Here is a 21,696-nt window from a genome sequence, read left to right as displayed (position 1 = left end):
AAACGCCGTCAACAGATCGAGGGGGCGGCCATGGCGACCCTGTCCGACGTGGCGCGACGCGCGGGCGTCTCGCCCGCCACCGCCTCCCGCGTGATCAACGGCAGCAGCAAGCCGGTCACCGACGAGCTGCGCGAGCGGGTGCTCGCCGCCGTCGCCGAGTTGCAGTACGTGCCGAACGCCCACGCCCAGCTGCTGGCCCGATCACACCGCAGCGCGGTCGGCGTGATCGTGCACGACGTCTCCGACCCGTACTTCGCCGAGATCACCCGTGGGCTGCAACGCGTCGCCACCGACCAGGGCCGGCTGCTGATGATCTGCAACAGCTACCGCGACCCGGACCGCGAGCTGGAGTACGTGGAGCTGCTGCGCGGCCACCAGGTGGCGGCGCTCATCCTCGCCGGCTCCGGCTATCACGACGAGGCGTTCACCCGGCAGCTCAACGAGAAGCTCGCCGCGTACGGGGCCACCGGCGGACGGGTCGCGGTGATCGGCCGGCACGAGCACTCCGGCGACGCGGTGATGCCGGACAACCGGACCGGCGGGTACCTCGCCGGCCGGGAGCTGCGCGACCTGGGACACGGGGCGATCGGCGTGGTCGCCGGCCCGCGCATCCTCACCACCACCACCGATCGGTTGGCCGGGCTCCGGCAGGCGCTCGCCGAGCAGGGCCGTGACCTGCCCGAGCGGCGGATCCGCTACGCCGAGTTCGACCGCGACGGCGGCGCCGAGGCCACCGCCCGTCTCCTCGACGCGGATCCGGAGCTGACCGCGATCGTGGCGCTCAACGACTCGATGGCCATCGGCGCGCTCGCCACCCTGCGGGCCCGTTCGCTGGCCGTACCGCGGCGGGTCTCCGTGATCGGCTTCGACGACATGCCGATCGCCCGGGACGTCACGCCGGCGCTGACCACCGTGCGGCTGCCGCTTGTCGACATGGGAGTGCGCGCGATGTCGCTGGTGCTAGGCGCGGAGGCGCTGTCACCCCGGGTCGAGGTGCTCCCCGCGGAGCTGATCCGGCGGGACACCACCGGCCCCGCCGCCCGGACCACCACCGGGTCCGCGCCCCGGGCCCGTCGGGCTGACACCGCGTCGTGACCGTGGTCAGCCCGACGCAGCGTCCCCTCACGACGGACGATGTGTCGTACCTGGTCCGCGCGTCGTTCGGCCCGCGGGACCGGGTCCGGGACGCGGGTCCGTTGACCGGCGGCGGGTACGCGACGGTGTGGTGGGCGTTGCTCGACGACGGCCGTCGGGTGGTGCTGAAGGTGGCTCCGCCGGCCGGCACCCGACTGCTGCGCTACGAGCGGGGGCTCTGCGCGGCCGAGGCACGCTACTTCCGGCTGGTCGCCGAGCGGGCGCCGCAGGTGCCCGTACCCCCGGTGCTGCACCACGGCACCGACCCGGCGTACGGCGAATGGCTCGTCACCGCGATGCTGCCCGGCCGGTCGCTGTCCGACCTGGCCGGCGCGGGCGTCGCGGTCGACGACGGCCCGGCGCGGTACGACCTCGGGGTGGCGCTCGCCGCGCTGCACCGGGTCACCGGCGACCGGTTCGGCTACGACGGCGACCGGGCCGACGGATCGACCTGGCGGGCGGCGTTCTCCGCGATGCTCGACGCGCTGCTCGCCGACGCGGCCGACTGGGACGTGCGGCTGCCGATCACCGAGGCCGGTCTGCGCGCGTTGGTGCGGCGGCACGCCGACGTGCTGGACGAGGTCCGCCGCCCGGCGCTGCTGCACTTCGACTGCTGGGACGGCAACGTGCTAACCGCGCCCGACGCCGACGGACGGCTACGGCTGCGCGGTCTGGTCGACGGCGAGCGGTTCCTGTACGGCGACCCGCTGCTCGACCTGGTCTCGCCCCGGCTGTTCCGGCACGTCGAGGACGAGCCGGAGCACCCCCTGCTGCGCGGTTACCGGGACGCCGCCGCCGAGCCGCTGGTCCTGGACGCCTCGGCGCGTCGGCGGCTCGCGCTGTACCGGCTGCACCTGTACCTGCTGATGACCGTGGAGATGCCCAGCCGTGGCATGACCCCGGGCAGCCACCCGGGGCGGCACGAGCGGCTGGCGGCCCTGCTCGACGCGGAGATCACGGCGCTCAGCCCGGTCTGACGATCCGTGCCGGTGGCGTGCGACGCCTGGTCGCACGCCACCCGACCTCGATCAGGGCAGGTCGATCGGGCGCAGCACCCGGTCCACGGTGTGCGCGATCTGCCGGTTGCCCTTGTTGACGTCGAAGGCGACCACCCGTGGGTCGCGATCGTTGGTGTCGGCGTCGACCAGGCGTACCTGACGGAAGTAGTGCCAGTAGGTGCGCACGTCGACCTCGACGGTCGGGCCGAGCGCGGTGGTCAGCTCGGCGCCGTCTGCCGTGACGGCCGTCTTGCGGTCGATGGTCGCGCCCGGCACCACGTGGTAGAGCAGCACCGTCTCCACGGTGTCAATGCCCAGCCCGGCGACGGCCGAGAACGCCGCACTCTCGCCGGGCAGCTTCTGGGCGTGGGTGATCTCCCGGACCAACTGCTGGAACGCCGCGTCGTTGGGCAGGAACGCGGTCAACGCGACCGTGCCGTCGGTGAGCACCTTGACCGGTGAGTTCGGCTTGGCCTCCAGCACGGCCAGCACGGCTGCGGTCAGCACGTCGAAGTCTCGTGCGTTGCGATCGAATCCGGACCGGTCCTTGGTGAGCACCTGGGCGAGCGACGCCGTGCCCAACGGCTTTTTCTTGCCGGTGGCCTGTGCGGCCGGCACGGCGACGGCGGTGGTGGCGAGCGCGGTGGCCAGGGTGCCCACCGCCACCCGGGCGGCGAGTCGTGCGATCTTCATCAGCGGGCCTTTCGTCGAGGCGACAGATCCGTGACGTCTCGTCACGACCCATGCTTCGCATCGTCAACGCCCCTCGGATGCACCTGCGGATAACGGATTGTCCGGAACCTGTCCGGGGCTTAGCCTCGCCCGGTGCTGATTCGGGAGTTCGTCGACCAGGACTGGTCGCAGGTCTGGCCGATCGTCGAGGAGGTGATCCGGGCCCGGGAGACCTTCGTCTACGACCCGGCGATGACCTCCGACGCGGCGTACGGCATGTGGGCCGAGGCCCCGCCGGGACGGACCGTCGTCGCCGTCGATGGGGAGCGGGTCCTCGGCACCGCGAAGATGGGCGCCAACCGGCCGGGGCCGGGCGCGCACGTCTCCACCGCGAGTTTCATGGTCGCCGCTGGCGCGCGAGGGCGGGGCGTGGGCACCGCGCTGTGCCGCGACGCCCTCACCTGGGCGCGCCAGCAGGGGTACGCGGGCATGCAGTTCAACGCCGTGGTGGAGAGCAACCGGTCGGCGGTCGAGCTGTACCGGCGGGAGGGTTTCACGGTGGTCGGCACGGTGCCGGGCGCGTTCCGCCACCCCACCCTCGGCCGGGTCGGCCTGCACGTCATGTACCAGGAGTTCTGAGCCCGGCGCTCGGGCGGCCATGGTGGTGGTGGGCGCCGCCGCGGCGCACCGCGCACCGGCCGACCTCCGCGCCGCCGTCAGGGCGTGATTCGTTGACGACATCAACTCCGAAGCGTCTCAACCACTGAGGTTGCCCCCGGCCGGGGCGGCGCGAAGTCCGGACCGCGAGGCGGCCAGCTCCGCGCCGGCGCGGCGGATCGGGGTGAACAGTCCCCCGATCGCGACCAGCAGGCACCCCGCTCCCGCCACGAGCGTGACGGCCTGGACGCCGTACCGGCCGGCGGACCAGGTCAGCACCGCCGCACCGGCCGGCCCGAGGGAGTAGTGGATGCTCCAGAACGCCGAGGTGACCCGGCCGAGCAGATGGTCGGGGGTGATCTCCTGGCGCAGCGACATCGAGCAGATGCCGCCGATGCTGAGGCAGCACAGGTACACGGCGGTCAGCGCGGTGACCGCCGGCACGCTGGTGGCGGCACCCACTCCCACCACCGCGCAGCCACAGACCGTGTGGGCGCTGATCCAGGTGACGCCGAAGCCGCGCCGACGGCGCAGCGGCGCGACCAGCAGCGCGCCGGCGACCGTGCCCAACGCCGCCACACCGAGCACCGTGCCGACGGTGCCCTCGGAGCCGCCCAGGTCGTGCGTGACGTGGTAGATCAGCACGTCGGTGAAGCCGTAGGTCAGGAAGATGAAGACCGACAGCAGCACGGTCAGCGCGCGGAGCACGGGCTGCCGCCACAAAAACCGCGCCCCCGCCAGGAACTCGGCCAGCGGGCGCTGCCGGAGGGCCGTGGCGTCCGCGGCGTCGTCGACCTCGACCGGCCGCAGTCGGATCAGCCACAGACCGGCCGCGGAGAGCGCGAAGCTGCCCGCGTTGACGGCGATGGCGACCGCCGGCCCGAAGCGGGCCGACACGACACCGGCGAGCAGCGGCCCGAGGACGGCCGTCGCCGCGAACGTCGCCTGCAACCGGCCGTTGGCCTCGGTGATCCGGTCCCGGTCGACGAGGTTGCGAACCGCGGTCACCGCGGCGACCTGGAACACCATGCCGGCCGCCTCGCAGATCGGCAGCACGACGAAGAGCAGCCAGACCTGCGGGCCGGCGAGCCAGGCCAGGGGCACCAGGCCGTACAGCACCAGCCGGGTCAGGTCCGCCGCGATCATCAGGGTGCGGCGGTCGTACCGGTCGACGAGCACCCCGCCGAAGACGCCGGCCACGACGGATGCGGCACCCGCGACGGCGGTGAGCAGGCCCATCTGCGCCACCGACCCGGTGGCCTGGAGCACCAGCAGCGGTACCGCCAGGTAGGCGAACGAGTCACCGGCCGCGGAGAGCGACTGCGCGACCCAGTACGTGCCGAAGGTGCGATCCCGCCACAGCGGCGCATGGCGCGCGTTGGCAACTCGACTCACCGGATCGAGAGTAGTACGCACCAGAGGGGCGTCAACCACGAGCCGGCCGCGGGAGGACATCCCGCGGCCGGCTCCGGGTCAGCAAGGGTCAGCTCTGGCGCAGCGGGGCGAGCGCGCCGCTCCAGGCGACCACCTGGTCGAGGGTGGTGGTCAGCGCGTCCTCGTGGAACTGGTTGGGCTTGAAGACGCTGAAGTTCTCGAAGTCGGTGAAGAGCGACAGCGCCACCTGGGAACGCACATCGGCCATCTGCAGCTCGCCGGCGATCAGACGCAGGTGCTCGACGGCCCGGGCGCCGCCGAGCGAGCCGTAGCTGACGAAGCCGACGGCCTTGTTGTTCCACTCGGCGTACAGGTAGTCGATGGCGTTCTTGAGGGCGCCCGACGTGGAGTGGTTGTACTCGGGGGTCACGATGATGAACCCGTCGTACGAGGCGATCGTCTCGGCCCACCGCAGCGTGTGCGGCTTGGTGTACTGACCCATCGCCGGCGGGTACGCCTCGTCGAGGTGCGGCAGCTCGTAGTCCAGCAGGTCGATCAGCTCGTACTCCGCGTCGGAGCGCTGCTTGGCGACCTCGAGGACCCAGCGGGCGACCGCTTCCCCGTTCCGCCCGGGGCGGGTGCTGCCGAGGATGATCCCGATCCTGGTCATGGTGGCGCCTTTCAGAAGTGGTTGGGCTGACGCGCCGACGCTAGCCGGTTGTTGCTTGGTCAAGCAAATGGCCCTGGTGTGGCCGTCCCCACACGCGTGGTGGGCAATTGATCGGTCAAGCAACTAGGATGTCGGGATGGCCGGCCCACCCGCAGAGCGTCCGCTTCCTCTCAATCCGGACGAAGAGGCCCTGGTTCGCGCCCTGGGCCAGGTGATGCACGTGCTACCCCGCACCATCGACGGCGACATGATCGCTGATCGTCAACTGCCGCTGACCGAGTACACCGCCCTGATGAACCTCTCCGAGGCACCGGACCGGCGGATGCGCATGCACGAACTCGCTTCGCTCTGCCACCTCTCGCTCAGCGGCATGACCCGCACGATCATCCGACTGGAGACGCAGGGCCTGGTGAAGCGGGAACGGTGCGAGGAGGACGCCCGTGGCTGGAACGCCGTCCTCACCGACGCGGGCTTCGCCCGCCTGGAAGAGTCGTGGCCCAGCCACCTGGCCGCCGTACGCCGACGGTTCCTCCAGCACTTCGACGGCTTCGACCTGGCTCAGCTGGCCCGCGCGTTCCGCAGCGCGGGGACGACCGACTGAGCCAGGCCGCGCCGTCCTAGGCGTTCGCCACGAGCCGCCAGCGGTTGTCCGCGCTGCCGTTGTCCGAATCCTGCACGGCCTGGGCACCCCACGCGGTGGACCCGTTCAGGATGCCGAGCAGCTTGCCTCTGTTGACGTTGCGGATCCGGTAGGTGCCGTCACCGTTGTCCACCAGGGTCCACCGGTGGTCGGCGGTGCCGTTGTCGGACCACTGCAGGACGCGGGCGTTGTCGGCGGTGGACATGTTCTCCACCCCGAGGACCTTCCCGCTGTTGACATTGCGGAACCTGACCGCTGAGCCGTCGGTCACCGCCACCCAGTTGTGGTCGGCGGTGCCGCTGTCACCCCACTGCACGGCGAGCCCACCGTCGGCGGTGGACATGTTCTGGATGCCGAGCACCAGGCCGGTGCCCACGTTGACCAGCCGGTGGCTGCCACCGCCGCTGCTGCCACTGGCGTTCCAGTAGACGGTGTAGTTGTAACCGTGGGCGTCCTGGAACGGCGCGAGTGTGACGGTGGAGCCGTTCGCGGTCGCGGTGAACGCCAGGGAGCTGGTGCTGGTCCGGGCGATCGACGCGACGGTGAGTGACGGCAGCGCGGTGAGCGCGGTATTGCCGTAGTTGCCGCAGAGCACGCTCGGGCCGTAGGTGACGGCGGCGACGCCGGGGTTGTCGTTGGCGGCCCGCATGACGACCCGCATCGGCAGGCGTACGACGATGGTGTCCCCGTCGGCCCAGGTGCGGGTGACCGTGGCGTAGCTGCCCGGCGTGGTGGCGACGTTCTGCGCCACACCGTTGACGCTGACCGTCGCGCCACTCGTCCACGCGGGGATGCGCACCCGGACGCTCCACGACCCGCTCATCGTGCCGGACAGGGTGAGGGTGGTGGTGTCGCTGACCGGGTAGCTGGTGCTCTGCGTGACCGTGATGCCGCGCTGCGACCAGGTCAGCGTCGACGGCGTGAACAGGTTCACGGTCAGCGTCGTGCCGTTGTAGAAGTAGATGGAGTCCATCAACTTCGTGTTGATCTCCAGGCCGGTGCCCTGGCAGCACCAGAACGAGTTGTAGTCGGTGCTCCAGGTGCCGCCGCCCCACGCCGGGCCCACGCCCCGACGGCCACCCGGGCGCAGCGGGGTGAAGTACGTGATGTGGCCGTGGCTGTCGGCCGGGTTCTGTCCGCCGATCAGGTGGTTGATCAGCGCGCGCTCGTAGAAGTCGAAGTAGTCCGTCCGGTTCGGGTCGAGCAGCCACAGCTCCCGGGTCAGTTTGAGCATGTTGTAGGTGTTGCACTGCTCGCACGTGTCGTTGCTGAGGTAACCGGCGATCGCGTTGGGCGCCCGGAAGTGCTCCGCCTGGCTGTTGCCGCCGATGACGTAGGTGTGCGCGCCGACGGTGATGTTCCACGCGTTGCTCGCGATGTCCCGGTACCGGGTGGTCCCGGTGGCCTTGAACTCGCGGGCGGCGCCGATCCACTTGGGCACCTGCGTGTTGGCGTGCAGACCGTTGAGCTGGTCGGAGTTGGCGGCCAGGGGGTTGAAGACGGCCGCGTGGTCGAACCGCTGGGCGGTGGCGAGCCACCGGGCGTCGCCGGTCTGCTGGTAGATGTCGGTCAACACGTCGTTCATGCCACCGAACTCGGTGCCCAGCATGGACTGCATCTGGCTGGAGCTCAGCCGGGCCGTCCGGGTGTCGACCCAGCCGGCCAGGGCCAGCAGCACCGAGCGGGCCTGAGTGTTGCCGGTGTAACGCCAGACGTCGAGCAGCCCGGCGAGGGTCTTGTGGATGCAGTAGTAGGGCACGTTGCCGTTGGACAACGTGCGTGCCTCGAGCGCGGTGAAGTCGGACTCCGGGAACCCGGAGAGGTAGCCCGAGCCGAACCCGGCAGCGCCGTTGTTCGCCTGGCACTTGGCCATCTCGGCCACCATGTAGTTCGCCTTGTCCCGGCAGGTGGTGTCGCCCAGCACCGCGTACCCGTACGCCCAGGCGGTCAGGAAGTGGCCCTGCATGTGGGTCCGGAAGGGGAAGTTCGGCGCGTCCCAGCCTCCGTTGGTGGCGGCCCCGTTGGTGGACAGCCGGTGGTTGGCGCGGAAGTTGTAGAGCAGGCGGTCGACATCGACGAAGCGCAGGTAGGTGAGGGTGCGGGTCTGGTTGTCCAGCCAGCGACCGGCGGTCAGTCGCACCTGACCCGGGTCGAAGGGGTACGCCGACACCCCGATGTCCGGCCGGGCGGGCGGGACCACGGCTGCCGCGGCGGGGCCCGCGGTGAGGACCGTCGTACCGGTCGCGGACATGACTGCGGTGGCACCGGCGGCTTGCAGCACGCGGCGCCGGCTGATGGGCAGGGGGGACATGGAACCTCCACGGAGAGCGCAACAGGCGACGGAGCACAGCCGGGCGGGGACGGGCTCGACAGGGCGGTCAGACACGAGCGTTAGCGCTCACATCCGTGTCCGGCATGTTACGGCGGAGGGGCGGTCTCATTCAAGATGGTGACTGGCTTGTCCCCGACGATCAGGGCCATGACGGCTCAGTGGACGGCACGCCTCCTGGTGTTATCGATAACACCAGGAGGCGTGGACGGAGTCACCGACGCGGGGCGTGGGCGGCCAGCGGATTGGTCAGGGTGCCGACGAACTGGAGAGCGGCCGACGGGTCGGCCAGGTCGACCATCTGCTGGTTGTCGCGCAACTGGAGCCGGTTGAGGCAGGACAGCGTGAACTCCGGTGCGAACAGGTCGTAGTGGCGAACCCGCTCGGCCAGGTGCGGCACCCGGTCGAAGTAGTCGACCGCGCAGGCCGCGACCGCGCCCCAGAAGGCGTCCTCGGTGAGCACCCCGGCCTCGACCAGCACCGCGTTGAGGTGGCGCAGGAAGCAGTCCACCACGTCGGTGAAGATGCTCAGCAGCTTGGTGTCGTCGGGCACGTCGACGCGGATCCGCTCCACCTCCGCCGGCAGCTCGCGGTCGGCGCTCATCACCGCGATCTCCTCCGCGATGTCCTTGAAGATCACCCGCTCGACGGTGTCCCGCTCGTCGAGGACCAGGATGACGTTCTCGCCGTGCGGCATGAAGGCCAGGTCGTGGGCGTAGAAGCTGTGCAGCAGCGGGGTCAGGTACGCGTCCAGGTAGCGGCGCAGCCACACCTCGGCGGGCAACCCGGACCGCTCGATCAGGGCCGCCGCCAGCGAACCACCGGCGCTGTCCACGTGCAGCAGCGCGGCCATGGTGGACAGCCGCCGCCCCGGCGCCAGGTCGGGCACCGGGCTCTCCCGCCACAGCGCGGCCAGCATCTTGCGGTACGGGGAGGTGCGCTCGGTGGCCGCCTCGTACTGCCGGTGCCGGTAACCGACCGCGGCCCGCTCCCGGATGACGGTCAGGCCCGTGCCGGTCAGCACCTCGTCGCCGGCGATCAGGTCGGCCAACCAGTCGTTGATCGCCGGGGTGGCCGCCATGTACGCGGCCGACAACCCCCGCATGAAGCCCATGTTCAGCACCGACAGCGCGGTCTTGACGTAGTGCCGACCCTGCTCGCTGACGTTGAAGAAGGTGCGGATGGACTGCTGGGCGAGGTACACGTCCGGCCCCGGGCCGAGGTGCACCAGCCGGCGCTCGGCCAACTCCCCGGCGAAGGTCACCGCCAGCTTGTTCCACCACTGCCACGGGTGCGTCGGGATCAGGTGGTAGTCGGCGAGGTCCAGCCCGAGATCGGCCATCGTGGCCGCGAACCGGGCCCGGGTCTCGACGTCCAGTTCGCTCTCGATGAGCGTGTCGTAGTCGAGGTCGGCGGCGCTGCTGAACGTCGAGTGGTCCCGGTGCGCGGCCAGCCACTCCAGCCGTACCGGCGCGGCGACCTCCGGGGCGTACCGGTGGTACTCGTCGACGCCGAAGCCGAGCCGGCCGTTGTTGGCGACGAAGCAGGGGTGGCCCTCGGTCATCGACGTCTCGATGGTCTGGAAGTCCGCCTCGGCCAGCTCGGCGGCGCTCGGCGCGGCCTGGGCCAGCTTGTACGCGGTGCCGGCGAGGGTGGAGGTGATCTCCTCCAGGTAGACGGGGAGCACCCGCGCGGAGAGTCCGAGGGTGTGGCGCAACTCGACGATCAGGTCCACCGCGTCCGGCGGCAGCGAGGCGCCGTCGCGGTGTCGGGTGATGCTGTCCGCGTCGATCTGCCAGTGCGCCAGGGTCAGCACCTGGGCCGCGAACCGGTAGGTGACCGTGCCGTCGTCGCTGCGGACCTCGTACCACTGCCGGTCGTCGGGGCCGGACACGGCTTCGGGGCTGAGCAGCCGCTCGTGGGTGAACTCGGCGAGCGCCTTACGCACCAGCAGCCGGTTGGCCCGCGCCCAGCGCTGCGGGGTGAGGTGCCCGACCGGGTCGCCGGAGGCGCTGTGCGCGGTGGCGACGGGCGGGTGGGTGGGGACGGCGGTGGTGGTCACGCCGGGGCTCCTTCGGTTCGGATGGCGGCAACGCGGTCGGCGGCGGCCTGAAACTGGGCTCGGGTGCAGACGCTGAGCAGCGCGTCCTTCTCGGGCTTGACGATCGGGCCGACGACCTCGAAGCCGACGGCCGCGTTCAGCGCGTGCACGGCGGTGTTGCGCACGTCCGGCTCGACCACCACCCGCGCGGTGGCGGGGTCGTCGAACAGCCACGCCATGACGGTGCCGATCACCGCCCGGGTGAAGCCGTGCACCGGCGCGTCGACCGGCGCGCTGAGGAAGTGCATGCCCACGTCACCGGGCTGGTGGTCGTAGAGGCCGACCAGCTCGACGTGGGCCGGGTCGTAGCGCTCGGCGAGGAAGGCGGGACTCCCCCGCCACAGGCCGAGGTACGCGTCGTGGTGCGGGTGCTCGGCGATCCGCCGGTACTCCTCGGTGACCTGGGCCTCGTCGGCGTCCTGCATCATCCAGAACGACGCCTTCGGATGGGTCACCCAGGTGTGCAGCAGCGCCGCGTCGGCGTCCGGGTCGAGCGGACGCAGCGCAAACTCGCCGAGCCGTTCGTCGAGGCGGGTGAAGACGCCTGTCACGACGACACCCCGAACTCCTGGAAGGTGATGCTCTTCTCGATCGGGTAGTGCTCCCGGCCGAGCAGTTCCCGGATGATCCACGAGTTGCGGTAGGCGCCCATGCCGAGATCCGGTGAGGTGATGCTGTGCGTGTGGGTGCCGGCGTTCTGTAGGAAGATGCCCCGCCCGGTGTGGTCGATGCTGTAGTTGCGGGCCACGTCGAAGCGACCGTGGGAGTCCCAGCGGATCCGGTCGGACACCGGGGTGAGGAACTCCGGCACCTGGTAGCGGTAGCCGGTGGCCAGGACTAGGCCCTCGGTCCGCAGCGCGAAGTCGCGCTCCTGCTCCACCTGACGCAACCTCAGCGTGTACGCCCCGTCCCGGTGCTCGGCGCCGACCAGCTCGGTGTTGGTGAGCAGCCGCGTGTTCACCGGCCCGTCGACGCTGTGCGCGTAGAGCAGGTCGAAGATGTCGTTGATCAGGTCGGCGTTGATCCCCTTGAACAGGCCCTTCTGTTCCGATTCCAGCCGGTAGCGGGTCGCCTCGGGCAGCGCGTGGAAGTAGTCCACGTAGTCCGGCGAGGTCATCTCCAGCGTCAGCTTGGTGTATTCGAGGGGGAAGAACCGGGGCGAGCGGGTCACCCAGTTCAGCTGGTAGCCGTACCGGTCGATGTCGCCGAGCAGGTCGTGGTAGATCTCGGCGGCGCTCTGCCCGCTGCCCACCACGGTGATGCTGCGCCTGGTCCGCAACGTCGACCGGTTCTCCAGGTACCGCGAGTTGTGCACGACGTCACCGGGCAGCCCCTCGACCGCCTCCGGCAGGTGCGGCGGGGTGCCGGTGCCGAGCACCAGGTGCCGGGCGCGGTATTCCACGGTCTCCCCGGTGCCCGCGCTGGCCCGCACCACGTACCGCTCGTCGGTGTCGTCGTACTCCACGCTGGTCACGGTCTGACCGAAACGCAGGTTCGGCAGCTTCGCCGCCGCCCACCGGCAGTACGCGTCGTACTCGCTGCGCAGCGGGTAGAAGCTCTCCCGGATGTAGAACGGGTAGAGCCGGCCGATCTCCTTGAGGTAGTTGAGGAAGGAGTACGGCGAGGTCGGGTCGGCGAGGCTGACCAGGTCGGCGATGAACGGGGTCTGCAACCGGGCCGACTCCAGCAGCATGCCGGGGTGCCAGGCGAGGCTCGGGCGGGCCTCCAGGAACACGCCGTCCAGCTCGTCGATCGGCGCGGTGAGGCAGGCCAGGCCCAGGTTGTACGGGCCGAGCCCGATGGCGATGAAGTCGTGGGTGGACATCGGGGTCTCCAGGCGCGGGTTCGTGGTCACCGGCGTCAGCCGACGGGGCAGGTCAGTTCGGCGGCGGTGTGGTCGTGCACGTACCGGCCGGCGTGGGTGGCGATCAGGTCCAGCACGTAACCGACGTCCTCGACGGTCGTGGCGGGGTTGAGCAGGGTGAACTTGAGGAAGTGCTGGCCGTCGACCCGGGTACCGGCGACCACGGCGAGGCCGGTGGCCGCGAGGGCCTCGCGGGCGTACAGGTTGGCGGCGTCGGCCAGCTCGCGGCCCGGGCCGGTGGGCAGGTAGCGGAAGACCACCGTGCTCAGCTGCGAGCGGGTCACCACCTCGAAGCGCGGGTCCTCGCTGACCAGCCGCCAGGCGTCGGCGGCCCGGTCGACCACCTCGTCGAAGAGCGCACCGAGCGCGTCCGGCCCCATCACGCGCAGGGTCAGCCAGAGCTTCAACGCGTCGAAACGGCGGGTGGTTTGCAGGCTCTTGTCGACCTGGTTGGGGATGCGCTGCTCGACCATCCGCGCCGGGTTCAGGTAGTCGGCGTGGTAGGTGACGTGCCGCAGCACCCGCCGGTCGCGAACCAGCAGCGCGCTGGAGCTGACCGGCTGGAAGAACGACTTGTGGTAGTCGACGGTCACCGAGTCGGCCAGTTCGATGCCGTCGAGCAGGTGCCGGCGCGTCGGCGAGACGAGCAACCCGCAGCCGTACGCGGCGTCCACGTGCAGCCAGACGCCGGCGCTCGCACAGATCCCGGCCAGCTCCGCGAGCGGGTCGATGGAGCCGAAGTCGGTGGTGCCGGCGGTCCCGACGACGGCCATCACCACCAGTCCGGCCCGCCGGCACCGGGCGATCTCGTCCCGCACGGCGGAGGGCCGGATGCGCCGCCGGGCGTCGGTCGGCACCGCGATCACCGCGTCCGGGGCGAGGCCGAGCAGCTTGGCGGACTTCTGCACGCTGAAGTGACCGGCCGCCGAGGTGAGCACCCGCAGCCGGGGCAGCAGCTCCGCGCGGGCCGCCGGGCCGAGCGCGTCGGCGCACGCCTCCTCCCGGGCCAGCAGCAGCGCCTGAAGGTTGGACTGGCTTCCCCCGCTGGTGAACACGCCGTCCGCGTCCGGGCCGAGGCCGATCCGCTGAGCGGTCCACTCGATCAGGCGACGCTCGATGAGGGTGGCCCCGGCGCTCTGGTCCCAGGTGTCCAACGAGGAGTTCACGGCCGTGAGCACGGCCTCGCCGAGCAGCGCCGGAATGACCACCGGGCAGTTGAGGTGGGCGAGGTAGCGGGGATGGTGGAACCAGACGGCGTCGCGCAGGTAGACGTCCTCCAGCTCGTCCAGGGCGGCCCCGGCGTCACCCAGCGGCCGGTCCAGGTCCACGCGGTCGACCAGGGGCGCCAACTCGGCCGGTGTGATGCCGGTGCCGGGCCGGTCCACGCCGGCCACCCGCCGGGCGACCCGGTCGACGCCGTCGGCGATGGCCTGCCGGTACTGCTCCACGGAGCCCTGGTGCAGCAGCTGTGCCCGCGCGGCGGCCGGTGCGGTCGCCGGCGCCGGTGGCGGCGCGGTGGTCTCGACGGGGTACGTCGGCACGGTCACGGATGTCCTCCACGTTCTCGACGATGGGCAGCCGCGACCGGCCCCGGCGCACCGTCGCGCCACGGGGTCGTGCTGCCTTCGATGGGGGTCGCTACTCAGGCGGTGACGCCGGCCAGCGCCTCGGCACGCAGGTCCTCTTCGGACAGTCCGCGTCGCCAGTAGCCGGCGAAGGTCACCCGTCGACGGTCGAAGCCCCGCTCGCCGACCAGGTGCCGGCGCAGCGCCCGCACCACGCCGGACTCGCCGGCGATCCAGGCGTACGGGGTGCCGGCGGGCAGCCGGGCCGCGCGCACCGAGCCGACCAGCAGGTCACTGCCGGGCGGGGTGCTACCGCGCACGATCCAGCGGATCTCGGCGTCGGCGGCGCTGGGCAGCTCGGTGATGTCGGCGGCGTCCGGCACCTCGATCCAGGCGCGTACCCGGGTGCCGGCGGGCAGCCAGGCGAGGATCCCGGCGGCGGCGGGCAGCGCGGTCTCGTCGGCGGCCAGCACGACGAGGTCGGTGCCGTCCGGGGGGCGGAAGCAGACGCTGCGATTGTCGTGCACCGCGGGGCCGAGCAGCAGCACCCGGTCGCCCGGCCCGGCGAGGGCGGCCCAGCGCGAGGCGGGACCGCCGTCGCCGTGGCTGACGAAGTCGATGTCCACCTCGCCGGCGGCCGGGCGCTGCTCCCGGATGGTGTACGAGCGCATCACGGCGCGGACGTCGGGCGGGAGTGCCCGCCAGGCGCCGAACCAGTCGTCGCCGTGCTCGACCGGGACCACCGGGGCGTGCTGCCCGGGGTGCGGCAGGAACAGCGAGACGCTCTGGTCCCGGCCACCGCCAGCGACGTCGACCAGCTCCGGACCGCCGAGGGTGACCCGGATCAGCGAGGCGCCGATCCGGCGTGACCGCACGACGTGCGCGGCGAAGAAGCGGAACTGCGGGGCGACGGGCGCGACGGTGCTCGTACTCATGGCGTCAGCTGACCTTCTTCGCGTTCCGGATGGCGGTGGCGAGGTTCTCCAGCAGCGGGGCGGCGCCGGCGTACGAGAAGCGGGGCACCGCGTCCCACGGGGTCACCTGGTTGGCCTTGACCGCCGGCAGCTGCTGCCAGGTGGGCTTGGCGGCGAGGTCCTTGGCCTGCAACGCGGTGCTGCGGTTGTCCAGCAGGATCAGGTCGGCCGGGAACTTGCCGGTGTTCTCCCAGCTCAGCGCCTCGAAGTAGTCGCCGGCCTCGAGCTTGGTGGGGACGACGATGTTGACGCCCAGCTCGGCGAAGTACATGAGGTCGGTGCTGACCTTCGGGTTCGAGACGTAGAACAGGTCGGGGCTGCCGGAGCAGGCCATCACCGTGATGCCGGGGTTGGCCTTGACCGCCTGACGGACCGCCTCGGCGGCGGCGTCGAAGCGGGTCTTCGCGTCGGTGACCTTCTTCGCGGACAGGTCCGCGCCGAGCGACTCGGCCAGGGCGGCGTACCGCTCGATCGGCTTGGTCATCGGCACCCGGGCGGTGGTGACGGCCACGCTCGGCGCGAGCGGGAGGATCTTGTCCTTGCTCTCGTCCGGCACGTACCAGAGCGCGTCCGGGTCGTACATGTGGGTGACCAGCAGCTCGGGACGCAGGGCCGCGTACTTCTCGAGGCTGAACTCGCCCCACACGTTGCCGATGACCTCCACGGCCTCGACGTTGAGGTCGCCGGCCTGCGGGTCGATCGTGCCGTCGGCGCGCTTGGTCTCGCCGAACACTCCGACGAGCTGCTTGTCGAGACCGAAATCGACCAGCGCTGCCGCCACTCCGGTGAACGCCACCACCCGGGCCGGACGGGCCGCCGCCTCGATCTTCTTGCCGCGGTCGTCGGTGAACGACCAGGGCCCGTTTCCGTTACTGGGAGCGGTTTTGGCGGCATCGTCCTTGCCGCAGCCGGCGAGCAGGGCAGCCAGCGTGGCGGCGCCACCGGCGGCCAGCAGGCCACGACGAGAGAGGCGACGGGAGGACAGTGCATCGGGCATGGTGTCGTCTTTCGATCAAGGGAGGGTCGGTGTCGACCGGGACAGCGGGGTTAGGTTAGCCTAACCTCGGTCGTTGTCAACAGCGGTACCGACGTGTCGCCACGAAACCGGAGCCCACACTGGACGCCTCACCCACCGTCACCAGACCGGCACCACACGTGCCGGCGCGGTCCACGGCCCCGCCCCCGGTGCGACACCAGGCGGCCCGTGCCGCCGGCCTGCTCGGCGCCGTCGCACTGCTCGGCGTGCTCCTGCTGCTCAGCATCGCGGTGGGCGCGAAGTCGCTGCCCCTCGCCGACGTCTGGTCCGGGTTGCTGCACCGCGACGCCACCGAGTACGCCGTGGTGCACCGGATGCGCCTGCCGCGTACCCTGCTCGGGCTGCTCGCCGGCACCGCGCTCGGCGTGGCCGGCGCGGTCATGCAGGCCCTCACCCGCAACCCCCTCGCCGACCCCGGGCTGCTCGGCATCAACGCCGGCGCGTCCGCCGCCGTCGCCACCGCCGCCAGCTTCCTGGGCGTGACCGCCATCGGCGGGTACGTCTGGTTCGCGCTGCTCGGCGCGGCGGTGGTCACCGCGCTCGTCTACGCCGTGGGCGGCGGACGCGGCGCCACCCCGGCCCGCCTGGCACTGGCCGGCGCCGCGCTGAACGCCACGCTCTACTCGTACGTGAGCGCGGTCATGCTGCTGGACACCGCGTCGCTGGACCGGCTGCGGTTCTGGACGGTCGGCTCGCTGGCCAGCGCGGACTCCGCGACCGTGACCCGGGTCGCACCGTTCATCATGGTCGGTCTGCTGGTCGCGCTCGGCGCCGCCCGTCCGCTGAACGCCCTGGCGCTCGGCGACGACACGGCGCGGGCCCTGGGCGCCCGGCCGGCGCTCATCCGCGCCGCCGTGATCGTCGCGGTCACCCTGCTCTGCGGCGCGGCGACGGCCGCCTGCGGCCCGATCGTGTTCGTCGGGTTGCTGGTGCCGCACCTCGTCCGCGCCCTGACCGGCCCCGACCTGCGCTGGCTGCTGCCGTACTGCGCGGTGCTCGCGCCGGTGCTGCTGCTCGGCGCCGACGTGCTCGGCCGGGTGCTGGGCCGACCGGGCGAGCTTCAGGTCGGCATGGTGACCGCCGTGCTGGGCGGCCCGCTCTTCCTCTGGCTGGTCAGCCGGCGACCGGTGGCCCAACCATGACCGTCCTGCGTACCCCCGGCGGGTTGTCGGTGCGGATCCGCCCGCGCGCGCTGGCCGTCGGTGCCGGCGCGGCCCTGCTCGCGGCCGGGCTCGGCCTGGTCGCCGTGGGCAGCGGCGACTACCCGATGGGCCCGGCCGACGTGCTGCGCACCCTGACCGGTGGTGGCACCCCGGCGGAGCAGTTCATCGTGACCGAGCTGCGCCTGCCCCGGCTGGTCACCGCCCTGCTGGTCGGCGCGGCGCTGGCGCTGGCCGGTACGGTCTTCCAGTCGCTGGTCCGCAACCCACTGGGCAGCCCGGACATCCTCGGTTTCACCCAGGGCGCGTCGACCGGCGCGCTGGTGGTGGTCGTCCTCGGCGGCAGCAGCCTGGCCCTCGCGGGCGCCGCGGTCGTCGGAGGACTCGCCACCGGCCTGCTGATCTACGCGCTCGCCTGGCGGCGCGGCGTGCACGGCTACCGGCTCATCCTGGTCGGCATCGGCGTCGCCGCGATCCTCACCGGCGTCAACGGCTACCTGCTCACCCGGGCGCCGCTGATGGACGCCGCCCGCGCGGTGCTCTGGCTCACCGGCAGCCTGGACGGGCGCGGCTGGGCGAACGCCGGGCCGCTGCTCGCCGTCCTGGCCGTGCTGGCGCCCCTGGTGCTCGTCGGCTGCGCCCCGGCGCTGCGGATGATGGAACTGGGCGACGACACGGCCAGCGCCCTCGGCGTGCCGGTCCGCCGCCTGCGCCTGGTGCTGCTCGCCGCGGCGGTGCTGCTGGTGTCGTTCGCGGCGGCCGCCGCCGGTCCGGTGTCGTTCGTGGCGCTCGTCGCGCCGCACGTCGCGAAACGACTGACCCGGGCGCCCGGCCCCAACCTGCTGCCGTCGATGGCGGTCGGCGCGGCGCTGCTGGTCGGCGCCGACCTGCTGGCCCAGCGCGCGTTCACCGGGCACCAACTTCCGGTCGGCGTGGTGACCGGAGTGATCGGCGGTGGCTATCTGGTCTGGCTGCTCGCCGTCGAACGCCGGGCGGGTCGGCTGTGACCATCCGCGACCCCTTCGAAGGAGCACCCATGCACCCCGGCAGCACCCGGCTCGGTGGCACCGCGCTGACCCTCGCCTACGACCGGCGCACCATCGCCGAGGATCTGACCGTGGCCGTTCCGGATCAGTCGTTCACGGTGATCATCGGCCCGAACGCGTGCGGCAAGTCGACCCTGCTGCGCGCGCTGTCGCGGATGCTGCGCCCGAGCGTCGGCACGGTGCTGCTGGACGGGCGGGACATCCACGACCGGCCCGCCCGCGCGGTGGCCCGCACCCTCGGCCTGCTGCCGCAGTCGTCGATCGCGCCGGACGGCATCAGCGTCGCCGAGCTGGTCGCGCGAGGCCGCTACCCCCACCAGGGGCTGCTGCGGCAGTGGTCGCGCGAGGATGAGCGGGTGGTCGAGGAGTCGATGGCCGCCACCGGGGTCGACGACCTCGCCGACCGGCTGGTGGACGAGCTGTCCGGCGGGCAACGGCAGCGGGTGTGGCTGGCCATGGCGCTGGCCCAGCAGACCCCGCTGCTGCTGCTCGACGAGCCGACCACCTTCCTGGACATCGCCCACCAGATCGAGATCCTGGATCTCTGCGCCCGGCTGCACGAGGAGCAGGGCCGCACCCTCGTCGCGGTGCTGCACGACCTCAACCACGCGGCCCGCTACGCCACCCACCTCATCGCCATGCGCGACGGTCGGGTGGTGGCCGCCGGCGACCCGGCGACGGTGGTCACCGCCGACCTGGTCGCCGAGGTGTTCGGGCTGCCCTGCCGGGTGATCGACGACCCGGAGACCGGCACCCCGCTGGTCGTTCCCGCCGCCCGCCGACGCGCGGCCGAGCCGGCATGAGCACCCGACGCTTCCGCGACCCGTGGGGCGTGCCGCACCTGCGGGCCGACGACCCCCTCGCCCTGGCGGCCGAGCAGGGTCGGGTGACCGCGTACGACCGGGCGTGGCAGATCGAGGTGGAACGGCACCGGTCGGCGGGCACCAGCGCGGCCTTCCTCGGCGCCGACGCGCTCGCCTGGGACCGGTTCGCCCGGCAGGTCCGCCTCGACGACACCGCCCGCCGCTGCCACGCCGCCCTCGACGAGGCGACCGCCGCGTGGGTGGGCGCGTACGTGGCCGGGGTCAACGCCGGCCTCGCCGTCGGGGCGGCGCGCGCACCGGAGTTCGCCGCCACCGGGCTGACCCCCGGCCGGTGGGAGCCGTGGACACCCCTCTCCGTCTGGCTGGGCCAGCACATCCTGTTCGCCGGGTTCCCCGGCAAGCTCTGGCGCGAGCACGTGGCGGAGCACCTCGGCGCGGACGCGGTCGTGGCGTTCGCCACCGACGGGCCGGCCGTCGCCGGCAGCAACGGGTGGCTGCTCGCCGCCGAGCGCACCGGCACCGGTGCCGCGCTGCTCGCCGGCGACCCGCACCGGTTCATCGAGGATCCGGGCGTCTACCAGCAGATTCGGCTGGCCTGCCCGGAGTACGACGTGGTCGGGTTGGCGATGCCGGGCGTACCGGGCATCGCCCACTTCGGACACACCGGTGCGGTGGCCTGGGCGATCACCAACGCGATGGCCGACTACCAGGACGTGTACGCCGAGCGGCTGCGCCGCGACGGCTCCGACGTGCGGGCGCTCGGCCCGGACGGCTGGGAGCCGGTGCACCGCCACGTCGAGACGATCGAGGTGGCCGGGGCGGCCCCGGTCGAGGTCGAGGTGCTGGAGACCGAGCGGGGTCCGGTGATCGTGGGCGGACCCGACGAACCGGCCGCGATCAGCCTGCGCTACCCGCCGCGGGTCCGGGCCGAGCTGGGGTTCGCCGCGCTGCCGGAGCTGCTGCGCGCCCGTACCGTGGCCGACGTGGACCGGGCGCTGCGGCACTGGATGGAGCCGGTCAACGTGGTGCAGGCGGCGGACACCGCGGGCGGGCTGCTGCACCGGGTCGCCGGGGCGGTGCCGGTACGGCATCCGGACAACGGCCGGCGGGTGGTTCCCGCCTGGGAGGCCCGGCACGCCTGGCGGGGCTGGTACGCGCCGATGCCCCGCGCCGAGGTGACCGGCCGGGCGGTGATGGCCAACGAACGCGGGCTGGCGGCGCCCCTCGGCGTCGAGTTCGCACCGCCGCACCGCGCGCGCCGGATCGCCGAGCTGCTCGACGCCGGTCGGGACTGGACGGCCGGGGAGATGGCCGCCGTGCACACCGACACCCACCTGGGCTCGGCCGGGCCACTGCTGGTGGTGCTGGCCGGGTTGACCGGGCTCAGCCCGGACGCCGCCGCGCTGCGGGACCGGCTGCTGCGCTGGGACCGCCGGATGGCCGCCGACAGCACCGACGCCGCCGACTTCGCCCTCCTGCGGGCGGCCGTCGTACGCCGGATCGCCGCCCATCCGTCGCTGGCCACGCTGGCCGCGCCGCCGGCGTACCCCGAGGTGTTCACGCCCTGGCTGGCGCTGACGCCGCGGGTCGGCTACGCGCTGGAGCACCTGCTCGGCGCCGGGCGGCTGCCCGGCGTCGACGTGCCCGCGCTGGTCGGCGCGGCGGCCGAGGAGGTCGCCGGCGCGGCGGACGGGCCGGCGCTCTGGGGTGACCTGCACCGGCTGGCGCCGTGGCGGGCGCTGCCCGACCCGGACGGCGGGCCGGGCCCCCGCCTCGACGGTGACCACGACTGCGTGCTGGCCACGTCGAGCGTGCCCGGTGTCACCCACCGGTGCTTCCGGGGTCCGGCCGCCCGTTTCGTCTGGGACCTGGCCCGTCGCGACGACAGCCGCTGGGTGGTCCCGCTGGGCGCGTGCGGGGTGCCCGACGACCGCCACCACGACGACCAGAGCCCGGCGTGGCTGTCCGGCGAGTTGCTCCGGGTGGTCACGGACTGGGACCAGCTCACCGAGGAGACCGATGCGCACTGAACAACACACCTACCGCAGCGAGGTCAGCGGCTTCGGGGTGGTCACCATCCGCCCGGTCCGGCCCGACCAGGACGTCGACCTGCTGCACGGCTGGGTCACCCAGGACCGGGCCCGATTCTGGGGCATGCGGGAGGCGAGCCGCGAACGCGTGCACGAGATCTACGCGTACCTGGACTCGCTGGCCACCCACCACGCGTACCTGGTGCACCGCGACGGGGTCCCGGCGGCGCTGGCGCAGACCTACCAGCCCGAGGCCGACCCGGTCGGCGAGTGCTACGACGTACGCCCCGGCGACGTCGGCGTCCACCTGCTCATCGGGCCGCCGGTGGCCGTCGAGCGGGGCTTCAGCGACGCGCTGTTCGGCGCGATCCTCGACTTCGTCCTCGCCGACCCGAGCCGACTGCGGGTCGTGGTGGAACCCGACGCCCGCAACGACCGCGCGATCAACCTCTCGCTGCGTGCCGGGTTCCGGCCCGGACCGTTGATCGACCTGCCGGACAAGCGCGCGCGGCTGCTCTTCCTCGACCGACCGGCGGTGCCCCGCTGACGCGACCGCCCGTCGGCTGACGCCGGCGACAGCGGACGGCCGCCGGCCCGGGTGCGCGAGGCACCCCGACCGGCG

The 21,696-nt window shown here is 72.5% G+C and carries 19 protein-coding genes; 9 read left to right on the top strand and 10 right to left on the bottom strand.

Features of this window, described 5'->3' with window-relative positions:
• Window positions 1-30: 30 nt before the first annotated feature.
• Entirely contained in the window at window positions 31-1,095 is a 1,065-nt protein-coding gene (locus O7620_RS07205) for a LacI family DNA-binding transcriptional regulator (protein ID WP_278122400.1), read from the top strand.
• Window positions 1,092-2,111, top strand: coding sequence for a phosphotransferase (locus tag O7620_RS07200; protein ID WP_278122399.1), 1,020 nt, complete (start codon window positions 1,092-1,094; stop codon window positions 2,109-2,111). The genes O7620_RS07205 and O7620_RS07200 overlap by 4 nt, the downstream gene beginning before the upstream one ends.
• A gap of 51 nt (window positions 2,112-2,162) precedes the next feature.
• Here the strand turns inward: O7620_RS07200 and O7620_RS07195 are convergent, their stop codons facing one another.
• Window positions 2,163-2,825, bottom strand: coding sequence for a fasciclin domain-containing protein (locus O7620_RS07195; protein WP_278122398.1), 663 nt, complete (start codon window positions 2,823-2,825; stop codon window positions 2,163-2,165).
• A gap of 132 nt (window positions 2,826-2,957) precedes the next feature.
• Between O7620_RS07195 and O7620_RS07190 the strand changes: the two genes are divergently transcribed.
• Entirely contained in the window at window positions 2,958-3,443 is a 486-nt protein-coding gene (locus O7620_RS07190) for a GNAT family N-acetyltransferase (protein ID WP_151488825.1), read from the top strand.
• Window positions 3,444-3,560: 117 nt separating this feature from the next.
• Here O7620_RS07190 and O7620_RS07185 read toward each other — a convergent pair whose 3' ends face one another.
• Both O7620_RS07185 and O7620_RS07180 read right to left on the bottom strand, forming a co-directional pair.
• Window positions 3,561-4,856, bottom strand: coding sequence for an MFS transporter (locus O7620_RS07185; RefSeq protein WP_278122397.1), 1,296 nt, complete (start codon window positions 4,854-4,856; stop codon window positions 3,561-3,563).
• An 88-nt stretch (window positions 4,857-4,944) separates the two neighbouring features.
• On the bottom strand, window positions 4,945-5,505 hold the full coding sequence (locus O7620_RS07180; RefSeq protein WP_151488823.1) for an NAD(P)H-dependent oxidoreductase: 561 nt from the start codon (window positions 5,503-5,505) through the stop codon (window positions 4,945-4,947).
• A 136-nt stretch (window positions 5,506-5,641) separates the two neighbouring features.
• Between O7620_RS07180 and O7620_RS07175 the strand changes: the two genes are divergently transcribed.
• A complete protein-coding gene (locus tag O7620_RS07175; protein WP_151488822.1) occupies window positions 5,642-6,106 on the top strand; it encodes a MarR family transcriptional regulator in 465 nt (154 codons plus the stop codon).
• 16 nt (window positions 6,107-6,122) lie between these two features.
• Here the strand turns inward: O7620_RS07175 and O7620_RS07170 are convergent, their stop codons facing one another.
• From O7620_RS07170 to O7620_RS07140, 7 genes are all read right to left on the bottom strand, one after another.
• On the bottom strand, window positions 6,123-8,456 hold the full coding sequence (locus O7620_RS07170) for a beta-L-arabinofuranosidase domain-containing protein (RefSeq protein ID WP_278122396.1): 2,334 nt from the start codon (window positions 8,454-8,456) through the stop codon (window positions 6,123-6,125).
• Between the two features lie 232 nt (window positions 8,457-8,688).
• The gene (locus O7620_RS07165; protein ID WP_278122395.1) at window positions 8,689-10,536 is read right to left on the bottom strand and encodes an IucA/IucC family siderophore biosynthesis protein; all 1,848 of its coding nucleotides are present in this window, start codon (window positions 10,534-10,536) and stop codon (window positions 8,689-8,691) included.
• Window positions 10,533-11,126 (bottom strand): GNAT family N-acetyltransferase, encoded by a 594-nt coding sequence (locus O7620_RS07160; protein ID WP_278122394.1) that lies wholly within the window; start codon window positions 11,124-11,126, stop codon window positions 10,533-10,535. The genes O7620_RS07165 and O7620_RS07160 overlap by 4 nt, the downstream gene beginning before the upstream one ends.
• Window positions 11,123-12,400 (bottom strand): SidA/IucD/PvdA family monooxygenase, encoded by a 1,278-nt coding sequence (locus O7620_RS07155; RefSeq protein WP_151488845.1) that lies wholly within the window; start codon window positions 12,398-12,400, stop codon window positions 11,123-11,125. Before O7620_RS07155 ends, O7620_RS07160 begins: the two co-directional genes overlap by 4 nt.
• Before the next feature lie 35 nt (window positions 12,401-12,435).
• Window positions 12,436-13,980 carry an aspartate aminotransferase family protein gene (locus tag O7620_RS07150; protein ID WP_278126893.1) on the bottom strand — a complete coding sequence of 515 codons (1,545 nt, stop codon included), beginning with the start codon at window positions 13,978-13,980 and terminating at the stop codon, window positions 12,436-12,438.
• A gap of 101 nt (window positions 13,981-14,081) precedes the next feature.
• Window positions 14,082-14,939, bottom strand: coding sequence for a siderophore-interacting protein (locus O7620_RS07145; RefSeq protein WP_278122393.1), 858 nt, complete (start codon window positions 14,937-14,939; stop codon window positions 14,082-14,084).
• A gap of 4 nt (window positions 14,940-14,943) precedes the next feature.
• Entirely contained in the window at window positions 14,944-15,975 is a 1,032-nt protein-coding gene (locus O7620_RS07140; protein WP_278122392.1) for an ABC transporter substrate-binding protein, read from the bottom strand.
• 158 nt (window positions 15,976-16,133) lie between these two features.
• Here O7620_RS07140 and O7620_RS07135 point away from each other — a divergent pair, with 158 nt between their 5' ends.
• From O7620_RS07135 to O7620_RS07115, 5 genes are read left to right on the top strand one after another with little or no spacing between them, the layout of a single operon-like run.
• Complete coding sequence (locus O7620_RS07135; protein WP_278122391.1) at window positions 16,134-17,156, top strand: iron chelate uptake ABC transporter family permease subunit; 1,023 nt, start codon at window positions 16,134-16,136, stop codon at window positions 17,154-17,156.
• Window positions 17,153-18,181, top strand: coding sequence for an iron chelate uptake ABC transporter family permease subunit (locus O7620_RS07130; RefSeq protein WP_278122390.1), 1,029 nt, complete (start codon window positions 17,153-17,155; stop codon window positions 18,179-18,181). The genes O7620_RS07135 and O7620_RS07130 overlap by 4 nt, the downstream gene beginning before the upstream one ends.
• A gap of 29 nt (window positions 18,182-18,210) precedes the next feature.
• Window positions 18,211-19,023 (top strand): ABC transporter ATP-binding protein, encoded by an 813-nt coding sequence (locus O7620_RS07125; protein WP_151488815.1) that lies wholly within the window; start codon window positions 18,211-18,213, stop codon window positions 19,021-19,023.
• Window positions 19,020-21,074 (top strand): penicillin acylase family protein, encoded by a 2,055-nt coding sequence (locus tag O7620_RS07120; RefSeq protein WP_278122389.1) that lies wholly within the window; start codon window positions 19,020-19,022, stop codon window positions 21,072-21,074. Before O7620_RS07125 ends, O7620_RS07120 begins: the two co-directional genes overlap by 4 nt.
• Window positions 21,064-21,621 (top strand): GNAT family N-acetyltransferase, encoded by a 558-nt coding sequence (locus tag O7620_RS07115; protein WP_278122388.1) that lies wholly within the window; start codon window positions 21,064-21,066, stop codon window positions 21,619-21,621. Before O7620_RS07120 ends, O7620_RS07115 begins: the two co-directional genes overlap by 11 nt.
• Window positions 21,622-21,696: the final 75 nt, after the last annotated feature.

It is taken from the genome of Micromonospora sp. WMMD710 (assembly GCF_029626045.1).
Lineage (GTDB): Bacteria > Actinomycetota > Actinomycetes > Mycobacteriales > Micromonosporaceae > Micromonospora.
This window is presented reverse-complemented; position numbering and strand designations above follow the sequence as displayed.